Source organism: Rickettsia asembonensis, assembly GCF_000828125.2.
In the GTDB taxonomy this organism is placed as follows: domain Bacteria; phylum Pseudomonadota; class Alphaproteobacteria; order Rickettsiales; family Rickettsiaceae; genus Rickettsia; species Rickettsia asembonensis.
The window spans coordinates 1-25405 of record NZ_JWSW01000020.1 but is presented as its reverse complement, the minus strand read 5'-3'; the positions used below and the strand labels follow the sequence as shown (position 1 = coordinate 25405).

The following is a 25405-nucleotide window of genomic DNA, read 5'->3' as shown; positions in this document are numbered from 1 at the left end:
GACATTCTATAATATTAATTCCACCTTCATCATCAGATATAAAGAAATTATTAACAAGCTTATATCCATTATTCGCTTGATGATGTATTTTTTCATTATATTCCGGTTCTTTCGCATATAAAGAGCGATCTTCATCTTCTTCTAATTTTTGTCCGCTTAAAAAACAACTAAGAGTAGTCGCCTCTACTCCGTTCATTCCTACCATTACAATTAGTTTATTTATACTATTTCCTGTTTTAGTAATTTCATTATCGCTTTCTGCAATTAATTTTACCGTTCTTTATGAACGGTCTTTCCAACGCATGGTAATTTTTAAGAGGTTGTAAATTTTTATTTTCAATTTCAGAATCGAGGTTTTGAGCTTTTGTTTTCTTTAAATATGTATTTACAGAATTTTTATTTAAAATATCTATTTCGGAAATGAGCTGAAATTCTGAATTATCATTAAAATTAGGAGAGATTTCTAATTCTGCTCGCTTATATTGATTATTATGTTTTATCTCTAATAAAGTTTTTATTCCGATATTAGTTATTGCTTTATTACTTACTAAAGAAAGTTTAGTTATTGTCTTGTTAAGCCTAAATATTTCGGCTAAAATTTTTACTTGCTTATCATTTATACCGCAATTGTCCCAAAATACTCGCTCGATAGTCTTATTATTCCTTAAATAATCTACTATACATTGTATATCTTCCTTTACAAAGGGGTAGTTACTAAAATTCAAAGCGGTTATATGGATAAACTCAGCAAGTCCGCTATTTGGTTTTACTAATGTTTCATTAAATATAGAACGAGTATTATTAGAGAACCAAGCTATAATATCTTTAGGTTTATACTCAGATATAAAGCTTGCGTTTGGAGTTAATATATATTTAATATTAATATTACTTAACTTCATTAATATATTAGCTTCTTCAAGAGCAGTTAAGTTTAGAGTGTTTTTTTGTTCCAAAATATTATTAAAATACTCCGTCAAAAAATCATTTATATTTTTTAAACCTTGTTCCTGTTTGGGACTCCCTCCCCACCAACTAAACATATATATTTACCTAAAATAATTTATATTACTCCAAATAAAAACATACTTTGCTCCGTAAGTTGAATAAATAAACATTAACACTACTTAAAAAGTTTTTTTTGAATAAGTAAATTTACAACAAGAATTTAAAGGTGAATTGGTGAAATTCTGAGGATAAGAAAGTTCTATTTTTTATATTGTAAAAAATTATCACTTCTATTTTTAAATTGAATTAATAGAGGATATTTTATATATATTTTGAAAGGTAAAGTTTAAGAGATTATCTGTAAATAAATGTTAACCAATAATTTAATTCTTTTTTGATGCAAAAATCTTATTAATTTTTGCTAAAAAAGCTCTTTAATTACTAATTAACATTTATTTACAGATAATCTCTAAGATTATTTTTCTTTTGTAATTTTATCATATTTTTTTAGTTTGATAAGAATGGACTCTAGATTATCCAACTTAACCATACATGGACCATCACTTGGAGCGTTATCTGGATCTTGATGTACTTCCATATACATACCGGCGATACCTACAGCAGTTGCTGCCTTTGCAAGCAGCTCTACATATTTTCTTTCTCCGCCAGTACTACCTCCTAGTCCTCCAGGCTGCTGAACGGAATGCGTCGCATCAAAAACTACAGGTACATTTAACTCTGCCATTATTGCAAGGCTACGCATATCAGATACCAAATTATTATAACCAAAACATGTACCACGCTCTGTAAATAATATATCTTTTACTCCAAAAGCTTCTAGTTTTGTTTGTACATTTTTCATATCCCACGGAGCTAGAAACTGTCCTTTTTTTACTTTTACTATTTTACCTGTTTTTGCTGTAGCTTGAAGCAAGTCGGTTTGTCTACATAGAAACGCCGGAATTTGTAAAATATCTGCTACTTCAGCTGTTTCGGTACATTGATTCTCTGAATGAACATCAGTAACAATAGGGCAATCGAATTCAGATTTTACTTTTGATAAAATTTCTAAACCTTTCTCAATACCAAGTCCTCTAATCCCATTTACGGAAGTTCTATTAGCTTTATCAAAAGAAGATTTATAAATAAATGGAATCTCAAGTTTGCTAGTTAATTTAACAAGTTTTTCTGCCATAAACAACGCATGATCTTTGCCTTCAATCTGACAAGGTCCTGCAATTAGAACAAACGGTAAATCATTTCCTATTTTAATATTGTTAAGTTTTACTACTTTTTGCATAATTCTTAGATTTAATTAATTGAGCGAGGCACGGATTAGTGTTTCTCTGTTATATCAGGTGTTGATTCATTTTCTATTAAGTCATTGTTAATTATTAGCGTATAATATTTTTCTTTTATTGTCGTTAAATCATAATTACCATGATAATAACCTTCTAGGTTAATAATTTTTTTTAAATAAAAATTTACCTGCTCTGTTTCTAATGGCTCATCTATATTTTTTATAATAGACGACTTAATATTAATTAAATGCGCTTTTATTTTTTTAAATTCTTTAATAATTATAAAAATATCATGCGGTTTTGTTACCAATATTCCTACAAACAAAATTAATAATATTTGTGTTAAAGACATATTTATATTAATTTCTTATGTTTATATTTTGGATTTAAAATACTTTCCCCATTAGTACTTAGCATATATTCATGGTAATCTTGATAATTTCCTTCAAACCATGTAGCATTATTTTCTTTATCATATGATATAATATGAGTGGCTATTCTATCTAAAAACCACCTGTCATGACTAATCACTAATACACAACCTGCAAAATCTAAAATAGCATCTTCAAGTGCTCTTAACGTATCAATATCTAAATCATTAGACGGTTCATCTAATAATATAACATTTGCTCCTTCTTTTAGTAATTTCGCCAAATGTACTCTGTTACGTTCTCCACCTGAAAGTTGTCCAACTTTTTTTTGTTGATCACCGCCTCTAAAATTAAAAGCTGCACAATAAGCTCTACTTTTAATTATTCTATTACCAAGTTGTAATTCATCTAGACCTTCTGAAATTTCTTCCCATATAGTCTTATTATCATCTAAATGATCCCGTGATTGATCAACGTAACCTAATTTTACCGTTTGACCAATTTTAATAGAACCACTATCCGGTGTTATTTTACCTGTAATAATATTAAACAAAGTAGATTTACCTGCTCCATTCGGTCCAATAATTCCTACAATAGCTCCACGTGGAACTTTAAAACTAAAATCTGATAATAATATTTTATTATTAAATTTTTTAGCTATATGTTCTGCTTCAATAACAAGATCCCCTAAACGAGGTCCTTTAGGTATAATTATTTGAGTAGGATCAGTTTTTTGTTCTTGTTGTTTATTTAATAATTCTTGATATGCTGTAATACGTGCTTTATTTTTTGATTGTCTAGCTTTTGGTGTTTGACGAATCCATTCAAGTTCACGATTCAATTGTTTTTTTCTATCATCGTCTTCTTTACTTTCTAAAGCTAATTTTTTTTGCTTCTGTTCAAGCCAAGAACTATAGTTTGATTCCCACGGTATACAATTTCCACGATCTATTTCTAATATCCATTCTGTAACATTATCTAAAAAATAACGATCATGGGTAATTACTATTACGGTACCTTCATAATGCTTTAAATAACCTTCAAGCCAAGAAACTGATTCTGCATCCAAATGATTTGTAGGTTCATCAAGTAATAACATATTAGGCTTCTCTAAAAGCAATTTACATAAAGCCACTCTTCTTTTTTCTCCACCGGAAATTTTTGTAATATCTGCTTCTTTTGGTGGGCAACGTAAAGCAAGCATTGCGATCTCTATTTCACGTTCTAGATTCCATCCATCACAATTGTCTATTTTTTCTTGCAATTCTGCTTGTTTATCAAAAAGCTTTTGCATTTCTTTATCAGTGATTTCAGCAGCAAATTTGTTACTTATATAATTAAATTCATCAATAAGTTTTTTCTTTTCGTGAAGACCTTCTATGATATTATCAAAAACATTTTTACTAGCATCAAGATACGGTTCTTGAGGTAAATATCCTACTTTTATACCGATTTTAGCTGTTGCTTTACCTTCAAACTCTTTATCAATACCTGCCATTATTTTTAATAAAGTCGATTTGCCTGCTCCATTTTGACCTATTATACCGATTTTAGCTTTTGGTAAAAATGATAAATTTGTTTCTTTTAAAATTCGTTTACCATTTATAGTCTTGCTTAAACTAACCATTTCATAAACATATTGATATGACATAAATTACTTATTTCCTTATATTATTATTTTACACCGATAAATATATTTACTACTGCATTGTATGAATTTATTGCTCTATGATCATATAATTCAAAATTAGACATTGTAATTTCTATCATTATTTTTCTTGTTTGGGTATTTATCTTAAGAAATAAAATGCTGTATATATACTTTACATTTTAACAGTTTTTTTAATTTAATTTTAATAATATCAAGTCTAATTCTTCTAAATTTTTATAATGAAATATTAATTTCCCACCTAAAGAATAATTTTTTATTGTTACTTTTACACCAAATTTTTCTGATAAAACTTTTACTAATGATTCAAGATCATTATCGGTAGAATTGTCTTTTAAAAAACGCTTTCCTACTTTGTTACTATTGTTAGGAGATTTCGTATATTCATTTTTATACCATTGTCTTACTAGTTCTTCTGTTTGACGTACATTTAAATCATTATTTATAATATGATCGGCTATTACTTCTGCATGTTCATGATTTATTAAACATCGAGCTTGACCCATACTTAGTATATTTCCATTTACTTTATCTTGAACAGACTGCGGTAAATTATTAAGTCTTAACAAATTAGCTATATGACTACGACTTTTACCAAGCCTCTCAGCTAATTTTTCTGCCGTATAATTAAAATTTTCTACTAAATATTTAAAGCCACGAGCTTCTTCCATAACTGTTAAATCAGTTCTTTGTATATTCTCAATTAACGCTATTTCCATACTCTCTCTAGCATCTAAATTTTTTATAATTACTGGTATCTCTAAAACTTTTGCTAATTTACATGCACGCCAGCGTCGCTCTCCTGCTATAATTTGGAAATTATTATCAACAATAATAGGCTGTAATAAACCATTATTCAATATAGAATCTGCTAATTCTTTTATTTTATCATATTCAAAGTTTTTTCTAGGCTGATTCTCATTCGGCCTTATTTTATCAATATTTATTATTTGTATTATTTCTGATTCTATAGAAATAACTTCTTCCCCAAGTAATGAAGATAACCCTCTTCCTAGTCCTTTATTTTTCGCCATATCTTTCTAAGATTTCTTTTGTAAGTTCTATATATGCAACTGCTCCCGAACATTTATAATCATATATAATAGCCGGTTTTCCGTATGAAGGTGCTTCAGATAATTTAATATTTCTTGGGATAACGGTTTTAAATACTAATTCTCCTAAGCATTTTCTAACATCATCTTCTACTTGTTCAGTTAAACGATTACGCTTATCATACATTGTAAATAATATACCTGCAATCTTTATCTTAGGATTTAATTTTTTCTCTACAATTTCAATTGTTTTTAGCAATTGACTTAATCCTTCTAATGAATAAAAATCACATTGCATTGGAATCAACACTTCATCGCTTGCAACTAAAGCGTTTACTGTTAATAAATTTAATGAAGGAGGGCAATCAATAATTATATAATCATATAATATCTTTATTTCTTCCAATAGCTTCATTAAAATATATTCTCGGTCCTTTAATTTTGTTAAATCTAATTCAGCAGCAGATAGATTAGTGTTTGAAGTAATTATTTCTAAATTTGGTATGTCTGTAGAAATTATTGCATCTTTCAATTTTATTAAATTTGTTAATACTTGATATATAGTATTTTTGCGTTGTTGCTGGCTAATTCCAAAACCAGTACTACTATTCCCTTGAGGATCAAGATCTATAACTAAAATTTTTTTATTTACAGCAGCAAAAGCTGTAGCTAAATTTACAGTAGTTGTAGTTTTAGCTACCCCCCCTTTTTGATTAACAATAGCAATTACTTTCATATAATTTTTGTTAAATTACTAACTTCTAGAATTTTCCCTTCTTCACAAGTAATACTTTGATGTATTAAATAATCAAATAACCACATCTCTTTAGCTTCTACTATTTCTGTTAAATAATTTTTTCCTTTTAATAATAAAAATTTTTCTTGTACTGAAATATTTTTTATACAATTAAATATTGTATTTAATTTAGAGAAAGCTCTACAAGTCAATATACTACAATCTATTTCTACTTTTTCTATTCTTTGATTGATTATTTGTATGTTATTATTTGATATCTTTGATGCTTTTTCTAAAAATATACATTTACGTAAATCAGCTTCTATTAAACTTACTTTTGCTACCCCTGCTATAGATAATACTATACCAGGAAAACCGGCCCCACTTCCTATATCAACCAAGTGTACTTCTTTATTATCAATATATTGCATCAATTGTAATGAGTCTAATATATGACGTTGCCAAAAATTATGTATAGTATTATCCGATACAAGATTAATTAATTTATTCCATTTTTTAACTAACTTTTGAAAAATTTCTAACTTTTCAATTATTTCACGTGGAACTTCCATCACTATATTTAGTTTTTAAATAAATTATAATAGCCGTAATTGCTGCAGGTGTAATCCCTGAAATTCGACGTGCTACACCAATAGTAGTAGGTTTATGGGAAGAAAGTTTTTCCTGTATCTCTAATGATATACTTGGTATTTTAAAATAGTCAATATTTTTAGGTATTAACTGTGCCTCTTCACTTTGAAATAAATTAATATCTGCGTGTTGTCTAGTTAAATATGAAGCATATTTTGCTTCAATATAGAGTAATTGCAAAATATTATTATTTTGCGTTTCTTTAAGCATAGGAAAAATTTTAATAGCTTGTTCAACATTAAAACTAGGTATTTTAAATAAGTCTAATACTGTTTTATATGTACCATCCTGTGCAACCTGTATACCCATTTTAGCAAGTTTACTAGTAGTTAAAGACAAGGTATTTAATAATGATTTTGTTTTTTCTATATCTTCACATTTTTTTGTAAATATTTTTTTACGTTTTTCTGATACAACACCAATGTTTATCCCTAATTCCGTTAAACGTAAATCAGCGTTATCTGCTCTTAAAGATAATCTATATTCTGAGCGAGAAGTAAACATACGATAAGGTTCTATAGTACCAAAGGTTGTTAAATCGTCAATCATTACTCCAATATAACTATTTGCTCTTGTTAACATAAACGGCGCTTGATCTTTTACTGCTAAAGCAGCATTTATACCGGCTATTATACCTTGCCCTGCGGCTTCCTCATATCCTGTAGTACCGTTAATTTGCCCAGCAAAATATAATCCAGCTATTTTTTTTGTCTCTAGCGTAACACTTATTTCACGTGGATCAACATAATCATATTCTATAGCATAACCTGGACGTAAAACCTTTACATTTTCTAATCCTGGTATTGTTTTAATTAATTTATGTTGTACATCTTCAGGCAAAGAAGTAGAAATGCCGTTTGGATAAATCGTATAATCATCTAACCCTTCAGGTTCTAAAAATATACGATGTTCTGATTTTGTACTAAATCTAACTATTTTATCTTCAATAGAAGGACAATATCGCGGTCCTATTCCTTCTATCTGCCCTGAATACATTGCGGATTTATTAAGGTTCTCACGTATAATATCATGAGTTTCTGAGGTTGTTTTTGTAATAAAACAATTTATCTGAGGAACATTGACAACATTTGTTAATTCAGAAAAAGGACGAGGAGTTTTATCACCGGGTTGTAAAGCTGTTTTACTATAATCAATAGTACATCCGTCAATTCGAGGCGGTGTACCTGTTTTTAAACGAGCCAGTTTAAAACCTATTTGTTTTAGTGTATTTGATAATCCATACGAAGGCTCTTCATCTACTCTACCGGCAGGATTTTTTTTTTGTCCAATATGAATAAGACCTGATAGAAAAGTACCAGTAGTTAATATAATTTTTTGACAAGGAATTTTACTATCATTATTTAAAATAACCGCTTCAACTTTAGAAGATTTAATTTCTATATCTTCCACTTTTCCATATAGTATATCTAGATTAGGGTAATTTGTTAATATTTGATACATCGCTTTTCTATAAAGCTTTCGATCAGCTTGAGCTCTAGGTCCCCAAACTGCCGGTCCTCTAGTCTCATTCAGCATTTTATAATGTATACCGGCTTGGTCTATAACATAACCCATTAACCCATCAAGGGCATCGATTTCTTTAACTAATGTGCCTTTTGCAATTCCACCAATTGCTGGATTGCAAGACATTTCGCCTAAATTTTCCGGTTTTAACGTAATTAAGAGAGTAGAAGCTCCAAGACGTGCAGAAGCGGCTGCTGCTTCTACGCCTGCATGTCCACCACCTATAACTATTACGTCATATTTTAGCATTAATTATTCTATAATTTCAGATTTGTTAAAGAAAAATTTGATTTCTCTTTTCGCACTGTTTTCACTATCTGAACCATGAATACTATTAGCCTCAATTGATTCGCCTAAATCTTTTCTAATAGTTCCCGCTTCAGCTTTAGCAGGATTAGTTGCACCCATAATGGTACGGTTTAAAATTATAGCATCTTCCCCCTTAAGAACTTGAAGTACTACCGCTCCTGAAGTAATATACTCAACTAAGCTATTAAAAAACGGTCTTGCTCTATGTTCATCGTAGAAACACTCAGCTTCATATTTAGTTAAAAATTTCATTTTCTGAGCTACTATCTTTAAGCCTGCATTTTCCAAATAAGTATTAACTTGTCCTATTTTATTCCTCTTGATAGCATCAGGCTTAATCATTGAAAAAGTATATTGTATTGTCATTTTGTAACCTATTTATATAATGTTAAATTTATTTTTTAGCTGAACGATTCCATGTTAAAGCAAATAACCCTCCTCCTAAAAGAGCAGAAATACTGAAAAATATAAATACCCCATTCCAACCGTAATTATCGCTAATCCATCCTACGCCGACTCCAGCAATAGCCGCTCCTAAATAACCAAATAACCCTGATAATCCATTAGCCGTACCGACAGCTTGACGAGTACTAAAATCAGCAGCTGCTATACCTACAAGAAGCTGAGGTCCTGAAACAAAAAAGCCTATTAAAGAAAGAATTACTATACTTAATAATTCACTTTGAATAGGAATTTTCCAAAACAAGACTAACAATAAGCTAAGCAATACCATACATATGGATGCAACAGGACCTCGACGACCTTGAAATAGTTTATCAGATAAAACACCTGCTATTAATGCCCCTGGGATACCTATCATTTCATATAAACCGATTTGTAAGCCTGCATTTGCAAGGCTTATATCACGTAAATCTTTTAAAAATGTTGGAGCCCAATAAATTACTCCGGAACGTATTATATAAACAAACATGTTTGCTAAACAAACATACCATATTAGCTTATTACAAAAGACCATTTTAAGTAATTGAGGAGTTAATAGCTTCTCATAATCCCCTATAGCTTCAGGCGGATATTCTTTATATTCCTCTACGGTAGATAAACCTACTTCTTTTGGAGAATTACGAAGCCTATTATATAAAAAAAGCGATACTACACAAGCAACTACACCGGGAACAAAAAAAGCAGCTCTCCAATCAAATTTATCGATTAAATAACCGCAGCTTATCATAGCAAGGGCACCACCTATTTGATTAGAAGTTGCACCCATAGCCCATTTAGTTCCAAGTTCTTTTGAAGCGAACCAGTGAGTAAGCATTTTTGTTGCAGGAGGCCAACCCATAGATTGAAACCAGTTACTGGCTATCCATAAAATTCCTATAAGCCATAAAGAATCTGCAAAACCTATTAGAATAGTAATGACCCCGACAAATAAAAGACCCAAAACCATAAATATCCGAGCGTTAACTTTATCGCTAATAAACCCGTTACACGCTTTACTAACTCCATACATAATAGATGAAGCAGTTAATATCCAACCAATTTGTGTTTTAGTAACCCCAAAATATTCTCTTATAGCAGGTGTTGCTATATTAAAATTCTGACGACAAAAATAAAAAGTCGCATAACCTATAATAATAGAATACAAAATCCTTATTCGCCAACTATTATATTTTTTTACATATGGCGATCTTGGAGTTTTAATTTTGGGTTTTGTATCTGTCATATTATAAACTCTCCGACTATAAAAAAAGCAAGTTTCTTAGAAACTTGCTTTTTTATTTTAATAAACTCTATTTTTCAGTTTTATTTACCAAAACTTGATACTCTTTATTTAAACCTTTAACGGCATATATCCATAATATTACTATTACAAAGAATATAGAAGCAAAATATGGTGTTGCCTCAACAAAACCGAATGCAGGAAATAAAATAAAGAATGTGGATTGAATAATAGCACCACCCGATTTACCGAATCTTCCTCCGATAACTTCGACAGCAGCCTGTCCTTTTACTCGTAAATCCTTATCAAGCGGAATATATGCCATGTTTTTAGTGGCATCAAATAAAGAATATTTTACACCTTTACTTAAAACATTTTGAATCATACCGATCATAACAGCAAGTGCTAAAGGACCTGAAGCAAGAATACCTGTTAAATGCATAGCAATAACACTATCAAAAAAGATAAATGCAAAAAACGCTGCACCAGTAATTAACATCATTAATGGAGTTATCATAGCTGCAGCTAACCATGATACTTTTCTTAAAATATTACTACCTATAAGCATGAAAGCAATTGCAACCCAACCCTGATAAAATTGGAACTTACCCATATATATAGTATAAGCCTCTTTCGTCGGATACAATTCTTTTACTTTGGATTTCCAAACGCCTTCAACTAAGTTTACTGAAATACCATAAGCAATAAGTAACAATGCAATATAACCTACATACTTAGAGGTAAAGATCATTTTAAAACTGTCTATTAATGACATTTTAGCTTTAGCTTTCTTTTCTTTTACTAATGCCGGATCATAAAGTCTAGGATCGGTTAGAACGTTTCTATTCATCCATCTATATGTTAATATTACCAAAAAGCTACTTGTTATCATTATAACAAATAAAGGCACAAATTTTAGATGTTCTGCAACTATTTGAGTTTTTTCATGCAAGAAATATCCAATAATCACGGATGTTACAGGCAATGCTAAATTAGCAAGTAAACCAAACATTGAGTAAAAACGTTTAGCTTCATCGGTTTTAGTAATTTGGTTAGCAAACTGCCAAAATAATAAACTAAGCATCATTGTTCCCCAAAGCTCTGCCATAGTATAAAAAGATGCAAAGCTCCATTTCCCAACTATTCTTATAAACCATTTAAAATTAGGGTAAGCTAAACTTAAAGATTCTATGGTTTCAGGATCAGGATGAACTAAATCAGGGTAGGGGTAAAGAACAAACGCAAATAACGCAAAATACCCTAAGAAAAATGAAGTAATAACATAAAATACGTTTTCTTGCTTTAAAATATCGCAGAGCTTAACATAAATTACCATAGCGATTACGGCAGAAGGTAGTACTATGTATGTTTTTAAGAAACTTATTGCTTCTGCCCCTATATCCGTTACTACAAATCCGTCTTTAATTGAACGAAGCGTTGAGTAGTTTAATAAAATACAGAACATCATAAATGCCATAGGCAAAAACTTCTTATTTTCATATTTTTCTATGGGCCAAATTACTTTTCTTAGTTCCGAGAGATAATTATCACTTTTGGGAGTATTCATAAATTAAATTTTTCTATTTATTTTGAAGATAAATATTATACTAGAATATGTTAGAAAAGTCAAACCTATTGATTTTTTCTCAAAGGAAATATAAATAAAATGTATTAACTTTAAGATGTATAAAAGAAATATGATAATTTATTTACTTGATTTTAATTTCTATCTATAATTTTCTATTTATAAATTATTACAATAAAATTAGGCAGTTATATGCTTTAGGCAGTTATATGCTTGTATAACCTAAATTTTTTCGATATCGTACTGTACGAGTATAGTTAAGTGTTAGATTTTAAAAGTGTTGTTGATTTATTAGAAAAATTACCTAACTGAACAAAAGTGCATAGATTATTTTACTTATATACGTTAGGTTAACGGAGCTTATTGTCCGCATTGTGATAACCAAAAGATTTTTTATTATTTATCTTATAAACCCTTGGTAGTTTGATATAAAACTCAAAGTAGTTAAAAACGAAGAATTATCTTTTAACGAGGCTTTAGCAATGATAGGTCAAGCTCCGTTAAAAATTAATTCTCCAGAGATTGAAGAAGACGGAATCCCTAAACCATTTATAAAATGGGCAGGGGGAAAAAGAAGCCTTGAAATGGCTAAAAGCTCAAGTTGGCAGTAATTTAACAGAAGTTTTTAGTATGTCTGAATTTACATCTTGGGTAAATAAAAAGAAAATATAGGTTATACAAATATATAATTCCCATAAAATATATATCCAAATTAAAAATAGCTTTTTTATTAACTGCTATAATTTTCATAACAGGTTGTAAAAGTAATATGAAAAATGAAAATAATATTTCATTACCGCAATATGTAACTTTGAATGTTCAAACCTTAAATAGTTCAGAGGACAAAACTATTAGATAAAGGCAAAAACGTTAAAATTCCCTTTATCTGCAGAAGATTTACGCGATATCTCTATTTTAGAAAAAAAATATGATCAAGAAGAAAATTGTGCAAGGCTTGCCGCACCGCAAATAGGCATATCAAAATGTATAATAATATTTGCAGTACATAAAAATGAAGAGTTAAAAAAATGGCATCCTGACCTTAAGGATACAATGCCTAAAACTATATGGATTAATCTCTCATATAAACCGATAGGTATTGATAAACATGAAGATTACGAAGGATGCTTTTCTGTTGAAAATGCTACAGGTCCAGTTGCAAGATTCAAAAAGATTCATTATCACGCATATGATATAAATGGAAATCAAATCCAAGGCATCGCAGAATGATTTTTAGCAAGAGTTATCCAGCATGAAATCGATCATCTAAACGGAAAAGTATTTTTAGATTATGTAGCTCCCGAAAAAATAATGACAAAAGAAAAATATTTAGAAAAACGTAAAAAAGCTATGGAGCAGGAAAATATAAAATCTTAGTCCTGTCTGAGTTCTCTAAACCTTATAAATATCATTTTAGCTAAAATTTAGTATGTCATAAGAGCGGCGTTGCCCGCATGACACTGTTACGTGGATGCCAAATCGTCATTGCAAGGAGCGAAGCGACGTGGCAAGCTAGAAAAATAATAATTTTAGTATTTTTAACTGGATCCCATGGTCAAGCCACGGGATGACAGAGGTGAAATTGATCCACGCAACAACGCCCACGGCTTCTCGCAATGACGGCATATACATCTACACAGCAATAATGCCTATTTCTTTAATATTTGAGGCTTATATATTTTTGTAAAATACGGCAGCTTTGATTCTACTTTAAAAAACTTTTTCAGGCAATCTACAGATTTGAAATCTGTTATATCGTAACGAGCATATTTGGCTTTTTGACCTTGCCAAGTCATGCTTTCGCCTGAATAATCAATCTCATGCCACTGCCGCCCTATAATATGAGAAGTATTTTCATCAAATGCTGCAACATTTTGGAAATTATAAAACCCTACTAATTCCTGTAGATATTTTGCCATTAGACTTCTTGCATAACCTATCTTATAAAGAGGAATTTGAAGGAAACATGGAACGCAGCACCACAGCGTATATAAACATACGTGAGGATGCTAGTACCGGATTGACGTACAAATTACCTTTAGAAGGAGGTTATGCAAAAAGTCTATTAAATCGGCTTCTTTTATATCTAAGCCCCTTTTATTGATCGCTATTAATAACTCTAAGGTAGTTTTCGGCAAGTTATTTTGTAAAATAGGTAAATATACAAAATTATAATTAGTAGCATTTAAAAATTTCTCTAAGCTTTTTGCACTCGATTCTTGTAATTTCATTTTTCGAGCAGTTTGCTTTACTCGTAAGTTTAAGATGGAACATAATTTATGCCACTGATTCGGTAACGAGCAATCCCTTGCTATAGCTGTTTGTGTTAAAAATAAAGTTATAATTAGGAAACGCATAAATTCAGTCTATATTATTTGGTATAATAACTATTGCATCGGATACGGGACGTATTGTATGTTCGCCTAAAGCTTCATCTTCATCGCCTGTAACATTATTTATAATTTTTCCGCCCATAAATAACGTAGAAGAGCCGCCACCGTCTAAATTGATTGCCGATTCACATCCAAGGTTTAACATATAATCTGCAAGTTCTGTTTTAGTTAGCCCTATCACAGTATCATTAACAAGATGTTTTTCTAAAATTTTTAACGCTTCGGGAATTGTTAATTTTTCAAAAGTTATACCTTTTTCTTTTTGTAGAATTGATCTAACTTGTACAAGTTTAAGGTCTTTTATGTGTTGCTTATAAATATGCTCGGCTACAACTATCACTATAGTACCGTCATTACGCATTCCTAAAGCAGTACGAGCATGAGCCGGATCATCTTGCTTTATATTATCTACAATATTTTGACCGTTTTGAACTAATATAGGAATACCTGTTACTACTGAAGCAGTTTTACTTAAATTTATATACTTACCGTCTTTATCAATAAATTCTAAATTCAGCTTTACGGTATCATTTATATTTACTGTCGATAAACTTATTTCTTGTGGAAAAGATAATACAAAACCTTTTTGCGGAATTTGATTATCACCATGATTGCTTATGTCCATAATAATCAAATTCTGATCAATCAAGATTTCCTTATTAGTATATGGAGTTAATGTAGTAGATGCCCACACATCATTATAGAAGGTAATATCTTTTGGATTTGAAAAATAATTAACTTGATTTGGAATAATCGATTTATCTCCTATATCTACAGAAATTTTTGCACTAGCCTTGGTAATTTGAATATTATTTTGATCTATGATTAACAAACTTTATAGTTGTTTTCTAAGACTAAATAGCTTGCCGTCAACCATTAAGGTAAGGCTAGGTCTACCGTCATCGCTACCTGCAATCTCAAAGAATCCGGCATTAATAGCAGCAACTGCATTAGCACGGAGTGTTATAGCATCTACTGTTTCTCTGCCTATAACCTGATTGTGAGCTTTAACTAATTTTAACCCAAAATTCTTAGGATCAATAGTTAACACATGAATAACATGCTTATCTTACTCATAACGATTATAGGTTAAACCTTTATGTTCCTTTGCATATATTTTAAAACTGATTATTAAAATCACGAATAAGTAAACTAATCTAATCATATGTTTTACTTTTTTTTACAATAAAATTTAACCATAATGCTTCTTTACTTGGAGAGAATCTCTTACTCTTTTCCGTCCATATTTTAACTATATCAAACAGCCCATCAAAATAAGGTTTTATTGTATCTTCATTCATATAGGAAGTGTTGAGAGATAAGGAATTAAGCAGAGAATTACAGAAAGGATATTTTTTTGGAAAAATTTGTGTTTAAATTTAAGATAAATGAGATTAAGGCGACTTGTTGCTTAATTAAATTATTAATATTTCTTTTTATAAGGTAATAAATTTACTATTTAGAAGAAAGAGAAAAGCTGCTTAGTTTAGAGATTTGGTGAAAGATAATTAATAAAAATTAGTTTTATCGAATCTTTCATTAAACGGCAAAAAGCTTGATTTTATGCTGCATCTGCGGTTTGATATTTTTGTAGAAATACTGAAAAATGAAGAATGGCGCACCCTAAAGGATTCGAACCTCTGACCCACAGATTAGAAATCTGTTGCTCTATCCAGCTGAGCTAAGGGTGCTAAACATTTACGGTAAACTTTATATCAGTTTTAATAGTTTTTTTCAAGTATTCTTTTATTATCATAAATAAATGTGATAAATAACATAATGAATAAATTCTATAATTACAATTCTTCTTCACATCAGGTTTTACTTAATCTTAAAGTAAAGCCTAATTCTAAACAGAATCTAATTAGCGATTTTGTAATCATCAATAATATCCCATATCTAAAATTATCTATAAAAGCAACACCGGAACAAGGTAAAGCTAATGAAGAAATCATAAATTATTTAGCAAAAGAATGGAAATTATCACGCAAGGATATAGAAATTATTAAAGGTCATACTAATAGCTTAAAAACGATATTGATAAAAAATATTGACGAAGACTATTTAAATTTAATTATTAATTCCTATATTAAATAAGGTGCAATGGTTGCTAAGCTGTCGATGTCATTCCCGCGTGGCATTGTTGCGTGGATCAATTTCACCTCTGTCATCCCGTGGCTTGACCATGGGGTCCATAAAAAAAATTTAAAATACTAAAATTTTAGTATTTTAAGCTGGATCCCGCTACAAGCTCACGGGATGACACTGGAAAAACTGATCCATGCGGGAATGATATCAGCAGTTATATGACTAAAAAATAATTCATTAACTGGAATAATTATGACACAAGAAAAAAAGAAATTTGATGCCGAGGTTGACAAGATTTTAAATTTAATGATTCACTCTCTTTATAGTAATAAAGAGATTTTTATGAGGGAGTTAATTTCTAATGCTTCGGATGCTTGCGATAAATTACGTTATTTATCTCAAAGTAATAGTGAATTAGTAGCTGGCGATAGCAATTTTAAAATTACAGTTAAAGTCGATAAAGATAAAGGACAAATCATCATCCGTGATAACGGTATCGGCATGAATAAAGACGCTTTAATTGAAAATCTCGGTACTATTGCAAGATCAGGTACGGCAAATTTTCTTAAAAGCCTTTCCGGTGATTCTAAAAAGGATAATATGCTAATCGGTCAGTTTGGTGTTGGATTTTATTCAAGCTTTATGGTAGCTGATAAAGTGACTGTAACTTCAAGAAAAGCAGGAGAAGATAAAGTCCATGTTTGGGAATCGGACGGGCTTGGTGAATATACCGTCTCAGATTCAGATAAAGAGTTCACAAGAGGCACGGAAATCGTTTTACATATCAAAAAGGAAGAAGATACATTCCTTGATCATTTTAGATTAAAACACATCGTTAAAAGCTATTCCGATCATATAGCAGTACCGATATATTTCTTTGATGAAGCCGGTAATAATGAAATCCAGCTTAATTCAGCTTCTGCATTATGGACAAGACCGAAATCAGAAATTACAGAAGAACAATATAAAGAATTCTATAAAAGCTTATCTTATGCCATAGATGATCCGTGGATTACTCTGCATAATAAAAATGAGGGAGCTATAGAATTTACCAATCTGCTTTTCATTCCCTCAAGCAAAACATTTGATTTATTCCATCCTGATCGCAAAAGGCGTGTAAAATTATATATAAAAAGAGTATTTATTTCCGATGAGAATATAGATTTAATCCCGTCATATTTAAGATTTTTACGAGGTGTGGTTGATTCAGAAGACTTGCCGCTGAATATTAGCCGTGAGTCATTGCAGCATAATAGTGTACTTGAGAAAATCAAGAATGCTATTACAAAAAGAGTGCTTTCAGAGCTTAGAAAAAAGAAAGAGGAATCACCTGAAGAATATAATAAGTTTTGGGCTAATTTCGGCGGTGCTTTAAAAGAGGGTTTATGTGAGGCTACTACCGACCATGAAAAATTATTAGAAGTATGCATATTCAGAAGTGCCTTGCATAATAAAATGATTAGCCTTGACGAATATATAGCAAGTTTTAAAGAAGGGCAGAATACTATATATTATTTAAGCGGGGATAATCCCGATAAATTACTTTCAAGCCCACAAATCGAAGGACTACTTAGTAAAAATATCGATGTATTACTTTTTACCGATACAGTGGATGATTTTTGGGTAAATGTTAATAGCGAATATAAAAGACATGCTATTAAATCAGCAACAAGAAGCGATATCGATGTAGAGCAAACTACTTCACAATCTGAGGAGAAAAATGCAGATAGTAAAAAATCCGATGACGAATATAAATTGCTAACCGATTATTTTAAAGAGACGCTTAGGGAGTTAGTAAAAGAAGTTAAGATCTCTAAAAAACTAACCTCAAGCCCTGCTTGTCTTGCCGTTAGCGACGCTGCTATGGATATTCGTATGGAGAGATTTTTGATTGAGCAGAAGCAAATAGCTGCTGCATCTGCCAAAAATTTAGAGCTAAATCCTAAAAATAAAATCATAGAGAAAATCTTTAACGACTTAAAAGCAAATAATAAAAATAATGAAGAATTGGTTAATCTAATATTTGATCAAGCCTGTATTTTAGAGGGCGAACCGGTTGCTGATACCGGTGCATTTTCAAAGAGATTAAACGATATTGTACAAAAAGCTATATTATAACTTTAAACTTTTTTAATTTTAATGTATAGTCAATTGATTTGAACTTGGTGCTTAGTTGTTCGTCGACTTGCCTATTATTATAGGCTTCGCTCCTCATGCCTGTCACCAAATTCAACTGAATTGACTATAGAATGGTTGCAAACGTGAGTTTGGAAGTATTGTTCTGTTCGATGTCATTCCCGCCTACGCGGGAATGACATAAAACGAGCCATGCAGCAATACCGGTCAAGCCACGGGATGACACAGTACGTTTTACAATTCACATAAAAAACTTCAAACAAGTAATAGTTCTAATGTCTTATTACGATACTATATTTAGCAAACATATAGACAAAATTAAGAGCGAAGGAAGATATCGAGAATTTAAAGCCTTAAAAAGACAAGCCGATAATTTTCCTTTTGCAGAACACGCTAATAAACAAATAGTTATGTGGTGCATTAATGACTATTTGGGTATGAGTAAACATGCAAAAGTAATGCAAGCTTCTATAGATGCCTTGCTAAAATACGGTGTTGGATCAGGCGGAACTCGCAATATCGGCGGTAATAATATTGCCATTCTTGAGCTTGAAAAAGAACTTGCAGATTTACACAAAAAGCAAGCAGCTTTAGTTTTTACATCCGGTTTTGTTGCAAATGATACAACGCTTGCAAGTCTTGCTAAAATCATGCCGGATATAGTATTTTTCTCCGATGAACTAAATCATGCTTCAATAATTGCAGGAGTTACAAGTTCAAGAGCCGAGAAATATATATATAGACATTTAGACGTTAAGCATCTAGAAGAGCTTTTACAATCAGTCGATATTAATAGACCGAAAATTATTGTTTTTGAATCGGCTTACTCCATGGACGGTTTTTTCTCACCTATCAAAGATATAATCAACTTAGCCAAAAAATATAATGCTTTAACCTTTATTGATGAAGTTCATACGGTCGGTTTATACGGTAAACATGGAGGCGGTATTGCAGAGTTTCTTAATTGTAGCGATCAAATCGATATTATTCAAGGTACACTTGCCAAAGCATACGGCACTATCGGCGGTTATATCACTAGCAACCATAATTTAGTCGATGCTATAAGGCTAACCGCTCCAGGATTTATTTTCACTACTTCATTACCGCCGGTAATTTCTACCGCTGCAACGCATAGTATTAGACACCTTAAAGAATCGAATGAAGAACGAATAAAACATCAAGAAGTAGTTACAAAACTTAAAAATTCTTTTGAAAATTTTAATATACCTTATTTAAAAAATGAAAGTCATATAGTGCCGATAATTATTGGTGATCCGATTAAAGCAGCTAGTGCCTCAAATATGCTCCTTAATAAATATGGTATTTACGTTCAACATATCAATTTTCCAACCGTACCGAGAGGTACGGAACGCCTCCGAATCATCCCAACCCCTGCCCATACCGATAAAATGATCAATGATTTATCTATAGCCTTAGTGCATATATTTACCGAACTTGATATAGAATTATCTTCTACAAAAGAACTAAACGAAGAAGTACGCTTGAATCTTATTGCATAACTTCACGTCATTGAGAGGAATTTGCAACTTTGTTGCATGGCTCGATTTTCCTTCTGTCATCCCGTGATTTATTCACGGGATCCAGTTAAAAATATCAATAATATTGATATTTTTTATTGTTTTTATGGACCACGCGTGGTCAAGCCACGGGATGACATCGAGGGCATTTTTTGAGCTATGCAACAACGCCTAAATTTCCTCGCAATGACAAAAAATATACTCCTGTGAAATGAAGAGTTGTTATACGAAGTTAGTTCAACTTAGAAAAGAGTAATCGGTCCGTAAACCAGGCGTTGTTGTATGGTTTGTTTATGTTATTCCTGCGAAAGCAGGAATCCAAAAAAAAGCATAAATATAACAAATTTTTTAAATTATAAAAGCTCGATTTATCTCGCTTTCTGCTGGATTCCCGCGTACGCGGGAATGACATTTTGTAACCACGCAACAACACTTTAGATAATGTCAAAGCTTACGCTACTAATTTTTCACGTAATACTTCAACTAACTTATTAATTGCTTCGGTTGGGTGGATGTTTTCAAGGATAGCAAGCTCACCTGCTAGTCTATTTAAAGCTGATTCGTAGAGTGTTCTTTCACTGTAAGAACGATCATTATCAACATTTTTATGTAAGTCCCGTAATACTTCGGCTATGGCTACAATATTACCTGAGTTAATTTTGCCTTCATATTCTTGGGCTCTTCTACTCCACATTCTATTTCCTTGTTTTGGTTTACCTTGAAGAGTTGAATATATGACATCTAAATCTTTTCTGCTTGCAACCGCTCTAAGACCAACAACCGCAGCTCTACTAACAGACACTTTTAATGTCATTTTATCTTGCGAAAAGGAAATTACATATACTTTAATTTCAGTACCTGCAATAGTATGATATTCAATATTTGTTATTTCACCAACTCCATGTGCAGGATAGACAATTCTCTGCCCTATTTTAAACTCGGATTTTTGTTCGGTTTTATTTTCGGATTGTGTTGTATTTGCCATTATTAATTCCTCCGTAGTGGTTTTAGTGCCTAAGAACTTAATGTTAGACTATTATTTTATAGCATAGCACATTTTGCTTCTATTATAAAGTAAATATTTTTATTGAAATAAAATTGATACGCTTTTATTGTAGAGAAAGTTAATAGTTAAGGGAAAGTTATGCGAAGTATTTTTATTGTGCCGATATTTTTATTATTTTTGAGTAATTGTTCAGAAGAAAAAACACAAAATAAGAACCAAGAAGAGAAACAAATAATAGGGCAGGAAACTCTGCAAAACAACAACACTTCTCAAGAAATAAATCAAGAAGCAGTAAATTCTGAAAATGCAGCTGGATCAATAGTACCTGCTAACGATAATAATCAGACTGATGAAGTATCAACGCCGGCTTCACAAGAACAAAAAAATCCTAAAATAAAAGCTGTTAAAGTTACTTTTAAAGTTGATGATAATGATATGGTTCTCGGTAACAAAAAATCAAATGTTATAGTAGTCGAGTATTTTTCTCCTACCTGTCCGCATTGTGCTTATTATCATCAAACAATTTTTCCGGAACTTAAGAAAAAATATATCGATACTAATAAAATTGCATATGTGGTTCGTGAATTTATTGCTACAAAACAAGATTTAGATGCTGCAATTTTAGCCCGCTGCAAGGGTGATATAAATAGTTTTATACAGTTTCATAATATCATATTACAACAACAAGATAAATGGGCATATAGCAATAAATACAGAGAATTATTAACTGATATAGGTCAGCTTGGCGGTGTTCCTCCGGAAGAATATAAGCAATGTTTAAATAGTGATAAAATTACTGAAACGCTAATTGCTAATACTAATTTTGTAGCAAAAGCACCAAAATTTATAGGTACTCCTTCTTTCTTCGTTAACGGAGTACAAACCGGAAATTATAGTATAGATAATATTTCCACAGCTGTTGATAAAGCTTTAGAGGAGCAGAAAGAAAAGGCAAAAAATGAGATGAGTTTGTAATTTTAACAGTAGATTGTCATTGCGAGCGACTAAAAGGAGAGTGGATCAGTTTTCCTGTCATTGCGAGGAAATTACGAAATAATTGACGAAGCAATCCAGTAAAAAATTCTTATTTACAGAATTTTTTTAATTATTTCCTGGATTGCCGCGTCGCCTACGGCTCCTCGCAATGACGGGGTGGTATCCACGCAACAATGTCTTCTCGCAATGACGGAGATAAACTAATGAATACGGAAAAACTAAAAGATATCAAAGCAAGAATTAAAGACTTAAAAACTCCTAAGTTTTCTAATTCTAAGATTCAGCAAGAAATTAGCCCCTTCACTATCGCTGTAGATTTAGTTTCAGGTACAATGGTAGGTGTCGTAATTGGAATATTTACGGATAAGTTTTTTAATTCTAAACCTTTATTTCTTATTATATTTACAATAATAGGAATGATTGCCGGCTTTAACATTATAAGGCAAAAAGTGAATAATAAAAAGTAAGGAAATGACTCATAGCCCTTTAGCACAATTTGATATCAAAAAATTGATAGACATCAAAATGTTCGGTTTTGACGTCAGCTTTACTAATTCGAGTATCTATATGTTACTTGCTAGCATCTTAGCCTTAACTTATTTTTACTTAGCTTTTTATAACCGGAAATTAGTACCTTCTAGATTACAAGTAAGTGCTGAAATAGTTTATAATCTTGTAGATGATATGTTAAATCAGAATATAGGAGTAAAAGGACGCAAATTTATTCCGTTAGTTTTTAGTTTGTTTATTTTTATTTTATTCTGTAATTTACTTGGTATGACACCTTATAGCTTTACTGCTACTAGTCATATTATCGTTACTTTTACCTTAGCAATTCTAGTATTTTTAACGGTCACTATAGTCGGTTTCGTAAAACACGGCTTACGTTTTTTAACTCTTTTTTTACCACACGGTACTCCTTTATGGTTAGCACCGCTGATGATAGTAATTGAACTGTTTACATATTTAGCAAGACCGGTTAGTTTATCATTGCGACTCGCCGCTAATATGATGGCGGGACATGTTTTATTAAAAGTAATAGCCGGTTTTACCGTTTCATTAATGATTTACTTGAAATTTCTACCGATCCCTCTTATGGTTATATTAATTGGGTTTGAAATTTTTGTTGCAATACTTCAAGCTTATATTTTTACTATTTTATCTTGTATGTATCTTAATGATGCTATTAATTTACACTAGGCTTTTTAACAACTTGCTTCTAAAGGTAATTTGTACGTCAATCCGGTACTCGCATCCTCACGTACTAAAGTACGCTGTGGTGCTGTGTTCCGTGTTTCCTTCAAATTCCTCGTTGTACAAAAAGCCTATTATACAGATAATTAGATAAAATTTTTTGATTAATTAAAAGTTAGGTTTTTTATGGATATGGTTTCTTTAAAATTTATTGGTATAGGGCTTATGGCTATCGGCATGTACGGTGCAGCTCTAGGCGTTAGTAATATATTTAGCTCTCTACTTAGTTCAATAGCACGAAACCCTTCAGCTGCAGAAAACTTACAAAGAATGGCTCTGATCGGTGCAGGTCTTGCTGAAGCAATGGGACTTTTTTCCTTTGTAATTGCTATGTTACTTATTTTTTCTTAAAATTCATTTTTAAATAAGATGCCTCAATTTGATATTGCTGCCTATTATTCACAAATTTTTTGGCTTATCGTTACTTTCGGCTTATTGTATATCTTTGTTTATAAATTTATCACTCCAAAAGCCGAAGAAATTTTTAATAATAGACAGACAAATATTCAAGATAATATTACGAGGGCCGATATGCTAACCCAAGAAGTAGAAAAGCTAAATAAATATTATAACGAGGAAATAGAGAAAACAAACACCGAAATAGATAGGCTAAAAAAAGAAAAAATAGACTCTTTAGAATCAGAATTTTTAATTAAAAAAAAGAATCTAGAGCAGGATTTAAAAAACTCTATAAATCAAAATATTGAAGATATAAATTTGGCTGCTAAGCAATTTAGAACTAATAAAAGCGAAGCAATCATAAAGCTCGCAGTTAATATTATTGAAAAAATAGCCGGAACTAAAGCAGATATGAATTTACTACAAAATATAAAAGTAAAATAATGAATTTCCTAGATGAAAGCTTTTGGCTTGCCGTTAGTTTTGTAATTTTTGTATATTTAATTTATAGACCGGCAAAAAAAGCCATTTTAAATTCTTTAGATGCTAAGATTTTAGAAGTCCAAGAAAAAGTTCTAAAAGCTGAAAAGTTAAAAGAAGATGCTGCTTTGCTCTTTGAACAAACCAACGCACAAATACAAAAATTAGAAACTTTACGCTCTCAAATGATAGAAGAAAGCAATGAAGTTACCAAGAAAATCATTCAAGAAAAAACTAAAGAAATTGAAGAATTTTTAGAGCATAAAAAATTTGATGCTATACAGTTAATTCAAAACCAAAAATCAACCGCAACTAAAGAGCTACAAGATGAATTTTGTGATGAAGTGATAAAACTTGTCTCCGAATATTTTCAATCAGCTAAATTTTCAGAAAGCAATATCGCTAAAAATTTAATGGATAAATCTGATTTTCCTCAGAAGGAGGATAAATCTACATAGCCACACAACCGCTACCTAGCAATTTCCTTAAGATTTCCTTGTCATTAATACATGCCTGTAATATTGAGCCGTCAATAAAATATTCTGGATGTTCATTTGTTATCTTGTTGGTTAATTCAGGATAGGCTCTAGCGAATTCTTTTACACAAGCGAAGTTTTTGCTAAGGCTGTTAATCGCTCCTAGACAAATTGCTTCAAAGCATAACATTTTAGCTATTTCTATATTTTTAACATTTGCTAAAGCTCTTAGTTGTTTTGCTAAATATCTATCGCCTAAATAGCCTTTCACTCCCCAATTTCCTAAGATTGAGAACTTACTATTCCATTTATCTTTAGCAGCACTAATATATATTTTATTTAAAACGTTCTTTTGTATTTTTTGTTTAATTTCTAATGTAACTTCCTCAAAATCACCTCTTTGTAATATAAACTCCCTAGTTTCGTTATTTTTTATAAATTCTGGGGCTTTTTCCTCAAGAGCAATTTTTAATCTTTTAGTATCTAGATGATCTAATCCTAAAGTTTGCTCATACATTAAATAAGCTTGTTTATAAAGCTCTATAGCTTTGTTTGTATCACCTGAATAGTAATAGGCTGTACTAATATTATTAAAAGATTGGGCAATGTAATAATGATTACCTTGATATAATTCTTGATATATCTTAAGCATTTTTTCCAAATATGTTATTCCTTTAGAAACATCCACTAAGTCTCGATAAGCCTCACCAATATTATTAAGAAAAATAGCAATACCTGGATGGTTACTTGGATATAATTCTTGATATATTTTTAAGGCTTCTTTTAAATATTTTAGCCCTTTTGAGGGATTACTT

The 25405-nt window shown here is 31.0% G+C and carries 29 protein-coding genes, 1 tRNA gene and 2 pseudogenes; 11 read left to right on the top strand and 21 right to left on the bottom strand.

Going from position 1 to position 25405, the window contains the following annotated elements:
- From SB78_RS03445 to tlc1, 12 genes are all read right to left on the bottom strand, one after another.
- On the bottom strand, positions 1 to 196 hold a 196-nt coding region (locus SB78_RS03445), incomplete at its 3' end, for a hypothetical protein (protein WP_146625015.1).
- 52 nt (positions 197 to 248) lie between these two features.
- On the bottom strand, positions 249 to 1040 hold the full coding sequence (locus SB78_RS10780; protein ID WP_241773708.1) for a leucine-rich repeat domain-containing protein: 792 nt from the start codon (positions 1038 to 1040) through the stop codon (positions 249 to 251).
- A 380-nt stretch (positions 1041 to 1420) separates the two neighbouring features.
- Positions 1421 to 2245, bottom strand: a complete 825-nt coding sequence (kdsA, locus tag SB78_RS03430; protein WP_041078679.1) for a 3-deoxy-8-phosphooctulonate synthase — start codon at positions 2243 to 2245, stop codon at positions 1421 to 1423.
- 35 nt (positions 2246 to 2280) lie between these two features.
- The gene (locus SB78_RS03425) at positions 2281 to 2598 is read right to left on the bottom strand and encodes a DUF2672 domain-containing protein (protein WP_041078677.1); all 318 of its coding nucleotides are present in this window, start codon (positions 2596 to 2598) and stop codon (positions 2281 to 2283) included.
- A gap of 2 nt (positions 2599 to 2600) precedes the next feature.
- Positions 2601 to 4268, bottom strand: coding sequence for an energy-dependent translational throttle protein EttA (ettA, locus tag SB78_RS03420; RefSeq protein ID WP_041078675.1), 1668 nt, complete (start codon positions 4266 to 4268; stop codon positions 2601 to 2603).
- 191 nt (positions 4269 to 4459) lie between these two features.
- Entirely contained in the window at positions 4460 to 5320 is an 861-nt protein-coding gene (locus tag SB78_RS03415) for a ParB/RepB/Spo0J family partition protein (protein WP_041078673.1), read from the bottom strand.
- On the bottom strand, positions 5307 to 6074 hold the full coding sequence (locus tag SB78_RS03410) for a ParA family protein (RefSeq protein ID WP_041078671.1): 768 nt from the start codon (positions 6072 to 6074) through the stop codon (positions 5307 to 5309). The genes SB78_RS03415 and SB78_RS03410 overlap by 14 nt, the downstream gene beginning before the upstream one ends.
- Positions 6071 to 6646 carry a 16S rRNA (guanine(527)-N(7))-methyltransferase RsmG gene (rsmG, locus tag SB78_RS03405; RefSeq protein ID WP_096334739.1) on the bottom strand — a complete coding sequence of 192 codons (576 nt, stop codon included), beginning with the start codon at positions 6644 to 6646 and terminating at the stop codon, positions 6071 to 6073. Before rsmG ends, SB78_RS03410 begins: the two co-directional genes overlap by 4 nt.
- Positions 6630 to 8498 (bottom strand): tRNA uridine-5-carboxymethylaminomethyl(34) synthesis enzyme MnmG, encoded by a 1869-nt coding sequence (mnmG, locus tag SB78_RS03400; protein ID WP_041078666.1) that lies wholly within the window; start codon positions 8496 to 8498, stop codon positions 6630 to 6632. Before mnmG ends, rsmG begins: the two co-directional genes overlap by 17 nt.
- Positions 8499 to 8501: 3 nt before the next feature.
- Positions 8502 to 8924 (bottom strand): nucleoside-diphosphate kinase, encoded by a 423-nt coding sequence (ndk, locus tag SB78_RS03395; RefSeq protein ID WP_041078664.1) that lies wholly within the window; start codon positions 8922 to 8924, stop codon positions 8502 to 8504.
- Between the two features lie 28 nt (positions 8925 to 8952).
- A complete protein-coding gene (locus tag SB78_RS03390) occupies positions 8953 to 10242 on the bottom strand; it encodes an MFS transporter (protein WP_041078662.1) in 1290 nt (429 codons plus the stop codon).
- Between the two features lie 67 nt (positions 10243 to 10309).
- Complete coding sequence (gene tlc1, locus SB78_RS03385) at positions 10310 to 11806, bottom strand: ATP/ADP exchange transporter Tlc1 (RefSeq protein WP_011270476.1); 1497 nt, start codon at positions 11804 to 11806, stop codon at positions 10310 to 10312.
- A 446-nt stretch (positions 11807 to 12252) separates the two neighbouring features.
- Between tlc1 and SB78_RS03380 the strand changes: the two genes are divergently transcribed.
- Complete coding sequence (locus tag SB78_RS03380) at positions 12253 to 12435, top strand: hypothetical protein (RefSeq protein ID WP_041078659.1); 183 nt, start codon at positions 12253 to 12255, stop codon at positions 12433 to 12435.
- A 92-nt stretch (positions 12436 to 12527) separates the two neighbouring features.
- A pseudogene (locus SB78_RS07975) lies at positions 12528 to 13201 on the top strand (peptide deformylase).
- 272 nt (positions 13202 to 13473) lie between these two features.
- Here SB78_RS07975 and SB78_RS03370 read toward each other — a convergent pair.
- The 6 genes from SB78_RS03370 to SB78_RS03350 all read right to left on the bottom strand — a co-directional run bounded on the left by SB78_RS03370 (position 13474) and on the right by SB78_RS03350 (position 15908).
- Entirely contained in the window at positions 13474 to 13743 is a 270-nt protein-coding gene (locus SB78_RS03370; protein ID WP_041078657.1) for a hypothetical protein, read from the bottom strand.
- Between the two features lie 90 nt (positions 13744 to 13833).
- Positions 13834 to 14181, bottom strand: a complete 348-nt coding sequence (locus SB78_RS10055; RefSeq protein ID WP_041078655.1) for a hypothetical protein — start codon at positions 14179 to 14181, stop codon at positions 13834 to 13836.
- 4 nt (positions 14182 to 14185) lie between these two features.
- Positions 14186 to 15049: a phosphodiester glycosidase family protein gene (locus SB78_RS08790; protein ID WP_241773707.1), complete on the bottom strand. Its 864-nt coding sequence runs from the start codon at positions 15047 to 15049 to the stop codon at positions 14186 to 14188.
- 3 nt (positions 15050 to 15052) lie between these two features.
- Positions 15053 to 15268: a hypothetical protein gene (locus SB78_RS10770; RefSeq protein ID WP_241773706.1), complete on the bottom strand. Its 216-nt coding sequence runs from the start codon at positions 15266 to 15268 to the stop codon at positions 15053 to 15055.
- A gap of 106 nt (positions 15269 to 15374) precedes the next feature.
- Positions 15375 to 15518 (bottom strand): hypothetical protein, encoded by a 144-nt coding sequence (locus tag SB78_RS03355; RefSeq protein WP_041078653.1) that lies wholly within the window; start codon positions 15516 to 15518, stop codon positions 15375 to 15377.
- A gap of 313 nt (positions 15519 to 15831) precedes the next feature.
- Positions 15832 to 15908 (bottom strand) — tRNA-Arg (locus SB78_RS03350).
- An 88-nt stretch (positions 15909 to 15996) separates the two neighbouring features.
- Here SB78_RS03350 and SB78_RS03345 point away from each other — a divergent pair.
- From SB78_RS03345 to hemA, 3 genes are all read left to right on the top strand, one after another.
- Positions 15997 to 16314 (top strand): A1G_07140 family DUF167 domain protein, encoded by a 318-nt coding sequence (locus SB78_RS03345; protein WP_011271632.1) that lies wholly within the window; start codon positions 15997 to 15999, stop codon positions 16312 to 16314.
- A 243-nt stretch (positions 16315 to 16557) separates the two neighbouring features.
- A complete protein-coding gene (gene htpG, locus SB78_RS03340) occupies positions 16558 to 18423 on the top strand; it encodes a molecular chaperone HtpG (RefSeq protein WP_041078650.1) in 1866 nt (621 codons plus the stop codon).
- Between the two features lie 293 nt (positions 18424 to 18716).
- Positions 18717 to 19961: a 5-aminolevulinate synthase gene (hemA, locus tag SB78_RS03335; protein WP_041078648.1), complete on the top strand. Its 1245-nt coding sequence runs from the start codon at positions 18717 to 18719 to the stop codon at positions 19959 to 19961.
- 469 nt (positions 19962 to 20430) lie between these two features.
- Here hemA and SB78_RS03330 read toward each other — a convergent pair whose 3' ends face one another.
- Entirely contained in the window at positions 20431 to 20964 is a 534-nt protein-coding gene (locus tag SB78_RS03330; protein WP_041078646.1) for a CarD family transcriptional regulator, read from the bottom strand.
- Positions 20965 to 21123: 159 nt separating this feature from the next.
- Between SB78_RS03330 and SB78_RS03325 the strand changes: the two genes are divergently transcribed.
- From SB78_RS03325 to SB78_RS03315, 3 genes are all read left to right on the top strand, one after another.
- On the top strand, positions 21124 to 21960 hold the full coding sequence (locus tag SB78_RS03325; protein ID WP_041078644.1) for a DsbA family protein: 837 nt from the start codon (positions 21124 to 21126) through the stop codon (positions 21958 to 21960).
- A gap of 224 nt (positions 21961 to 22184) precedes the next feature.
- Complete coding sequence (locus tag SB78_RS03320) at positions 22185 to 22448, top strand: AtpZ/AtpI family protein (RefSeq protein WP_041078687.1); 264 nt, start codon at positions 22185 to 22187, stop codon at positions 22446 to 22448.
- 4 nt (positions 22449 to 22452) lie between these two features.
- Positions 22453 to 23181 carry a F0F1 ATP synthase subunit A gene (locus SB78_RS03315; RefSeq protein ID WP_041078642.1) on the top strand — a complete coding sequence of 243 codons (729 nt, stop codon included), beginning with the start codon at positions 22453 to 22455 and terminating at the stop codon, positions 23179 to 23181.
- 5 nt (positions 23182 to 23186) lie between these two features.
- On the opposite strand, the pseudogene SB78_RS11730 reads toward SB78_RS03315, so the two are convergent.
- Positions 23187 to 23340: pseudogene (locus SB78_RS11730) on the bottom strand (palindromic element RPE1 domain-containing protein).
- 21 nt (positions 23341 to 23361) lie between these two features.
- Between SB78_RS11730 and SB78_RS03310 the strand changes: the two are divergent.
- The 3 genes from SB78_RS03310 to SB78_RS03300 are packed head-to-tail and all read left to right on the top strand — an operon-like array spanning position 23362 to position 24572.
- Positions 23362 to 23586 carry a F0F1 ATP synthase subunit C gene (locus tag SB78_RS03310; RefSeq protein ID WP_010420727.1) on the top strand — a complete coding sequence of 75 codons (225 nt, stop codon included), beginning with the start codon at positions 23362 to 23364 and terminating at the stop codon, positions 23584 to 23586.
- An 18-nt stretch (positions 23587 to 23604) separates the two neighbouring features.
- Positions 23605 to 24078 carry a F0F1 ATP synthase subunit B family protein gene (locus tag SB78_RS03305; protein WP_041078639.1) on the top strand — a complete coding sequence of 158 codons (474 nt, stop codon included), beginning with the start codon at positions 23605 to 23607 and terminating at the stop codon, positions 24076 to 24078.
- The gene (locus SB78_RS03300) at positions 24078 to 24572 is read left to right on the top strand and encodes a F0F1 ATP synthase subunit B (protein WP_041078637.1); all 495 of its coding nucleotides are present in this window, start codon (positions 24078 to 24080) and stop codon (positions 24570 to 24572) included. The genes SB78_RS03305 and SB78_RS03300 overlap by 1 nt, the downstream gene beginning before the upstream one ends.
- On the opposite strand, the gene SB78_RS07945 is transcribed toward SB78_RS03300, so the two are convergent.
- Positions 24565 to 25405, bottom strand: an 841-nt coding sequence (locus SB78_RS07945; protein WP_146625014.1) for a tetratricopeptide repeat protein, incomplete at its 5' end; no start/stop codon positions are given. The two genes, SB78_RS03300 and SB78_RS07945, sit on opposite strands and share 8 nt — an antisense overlap.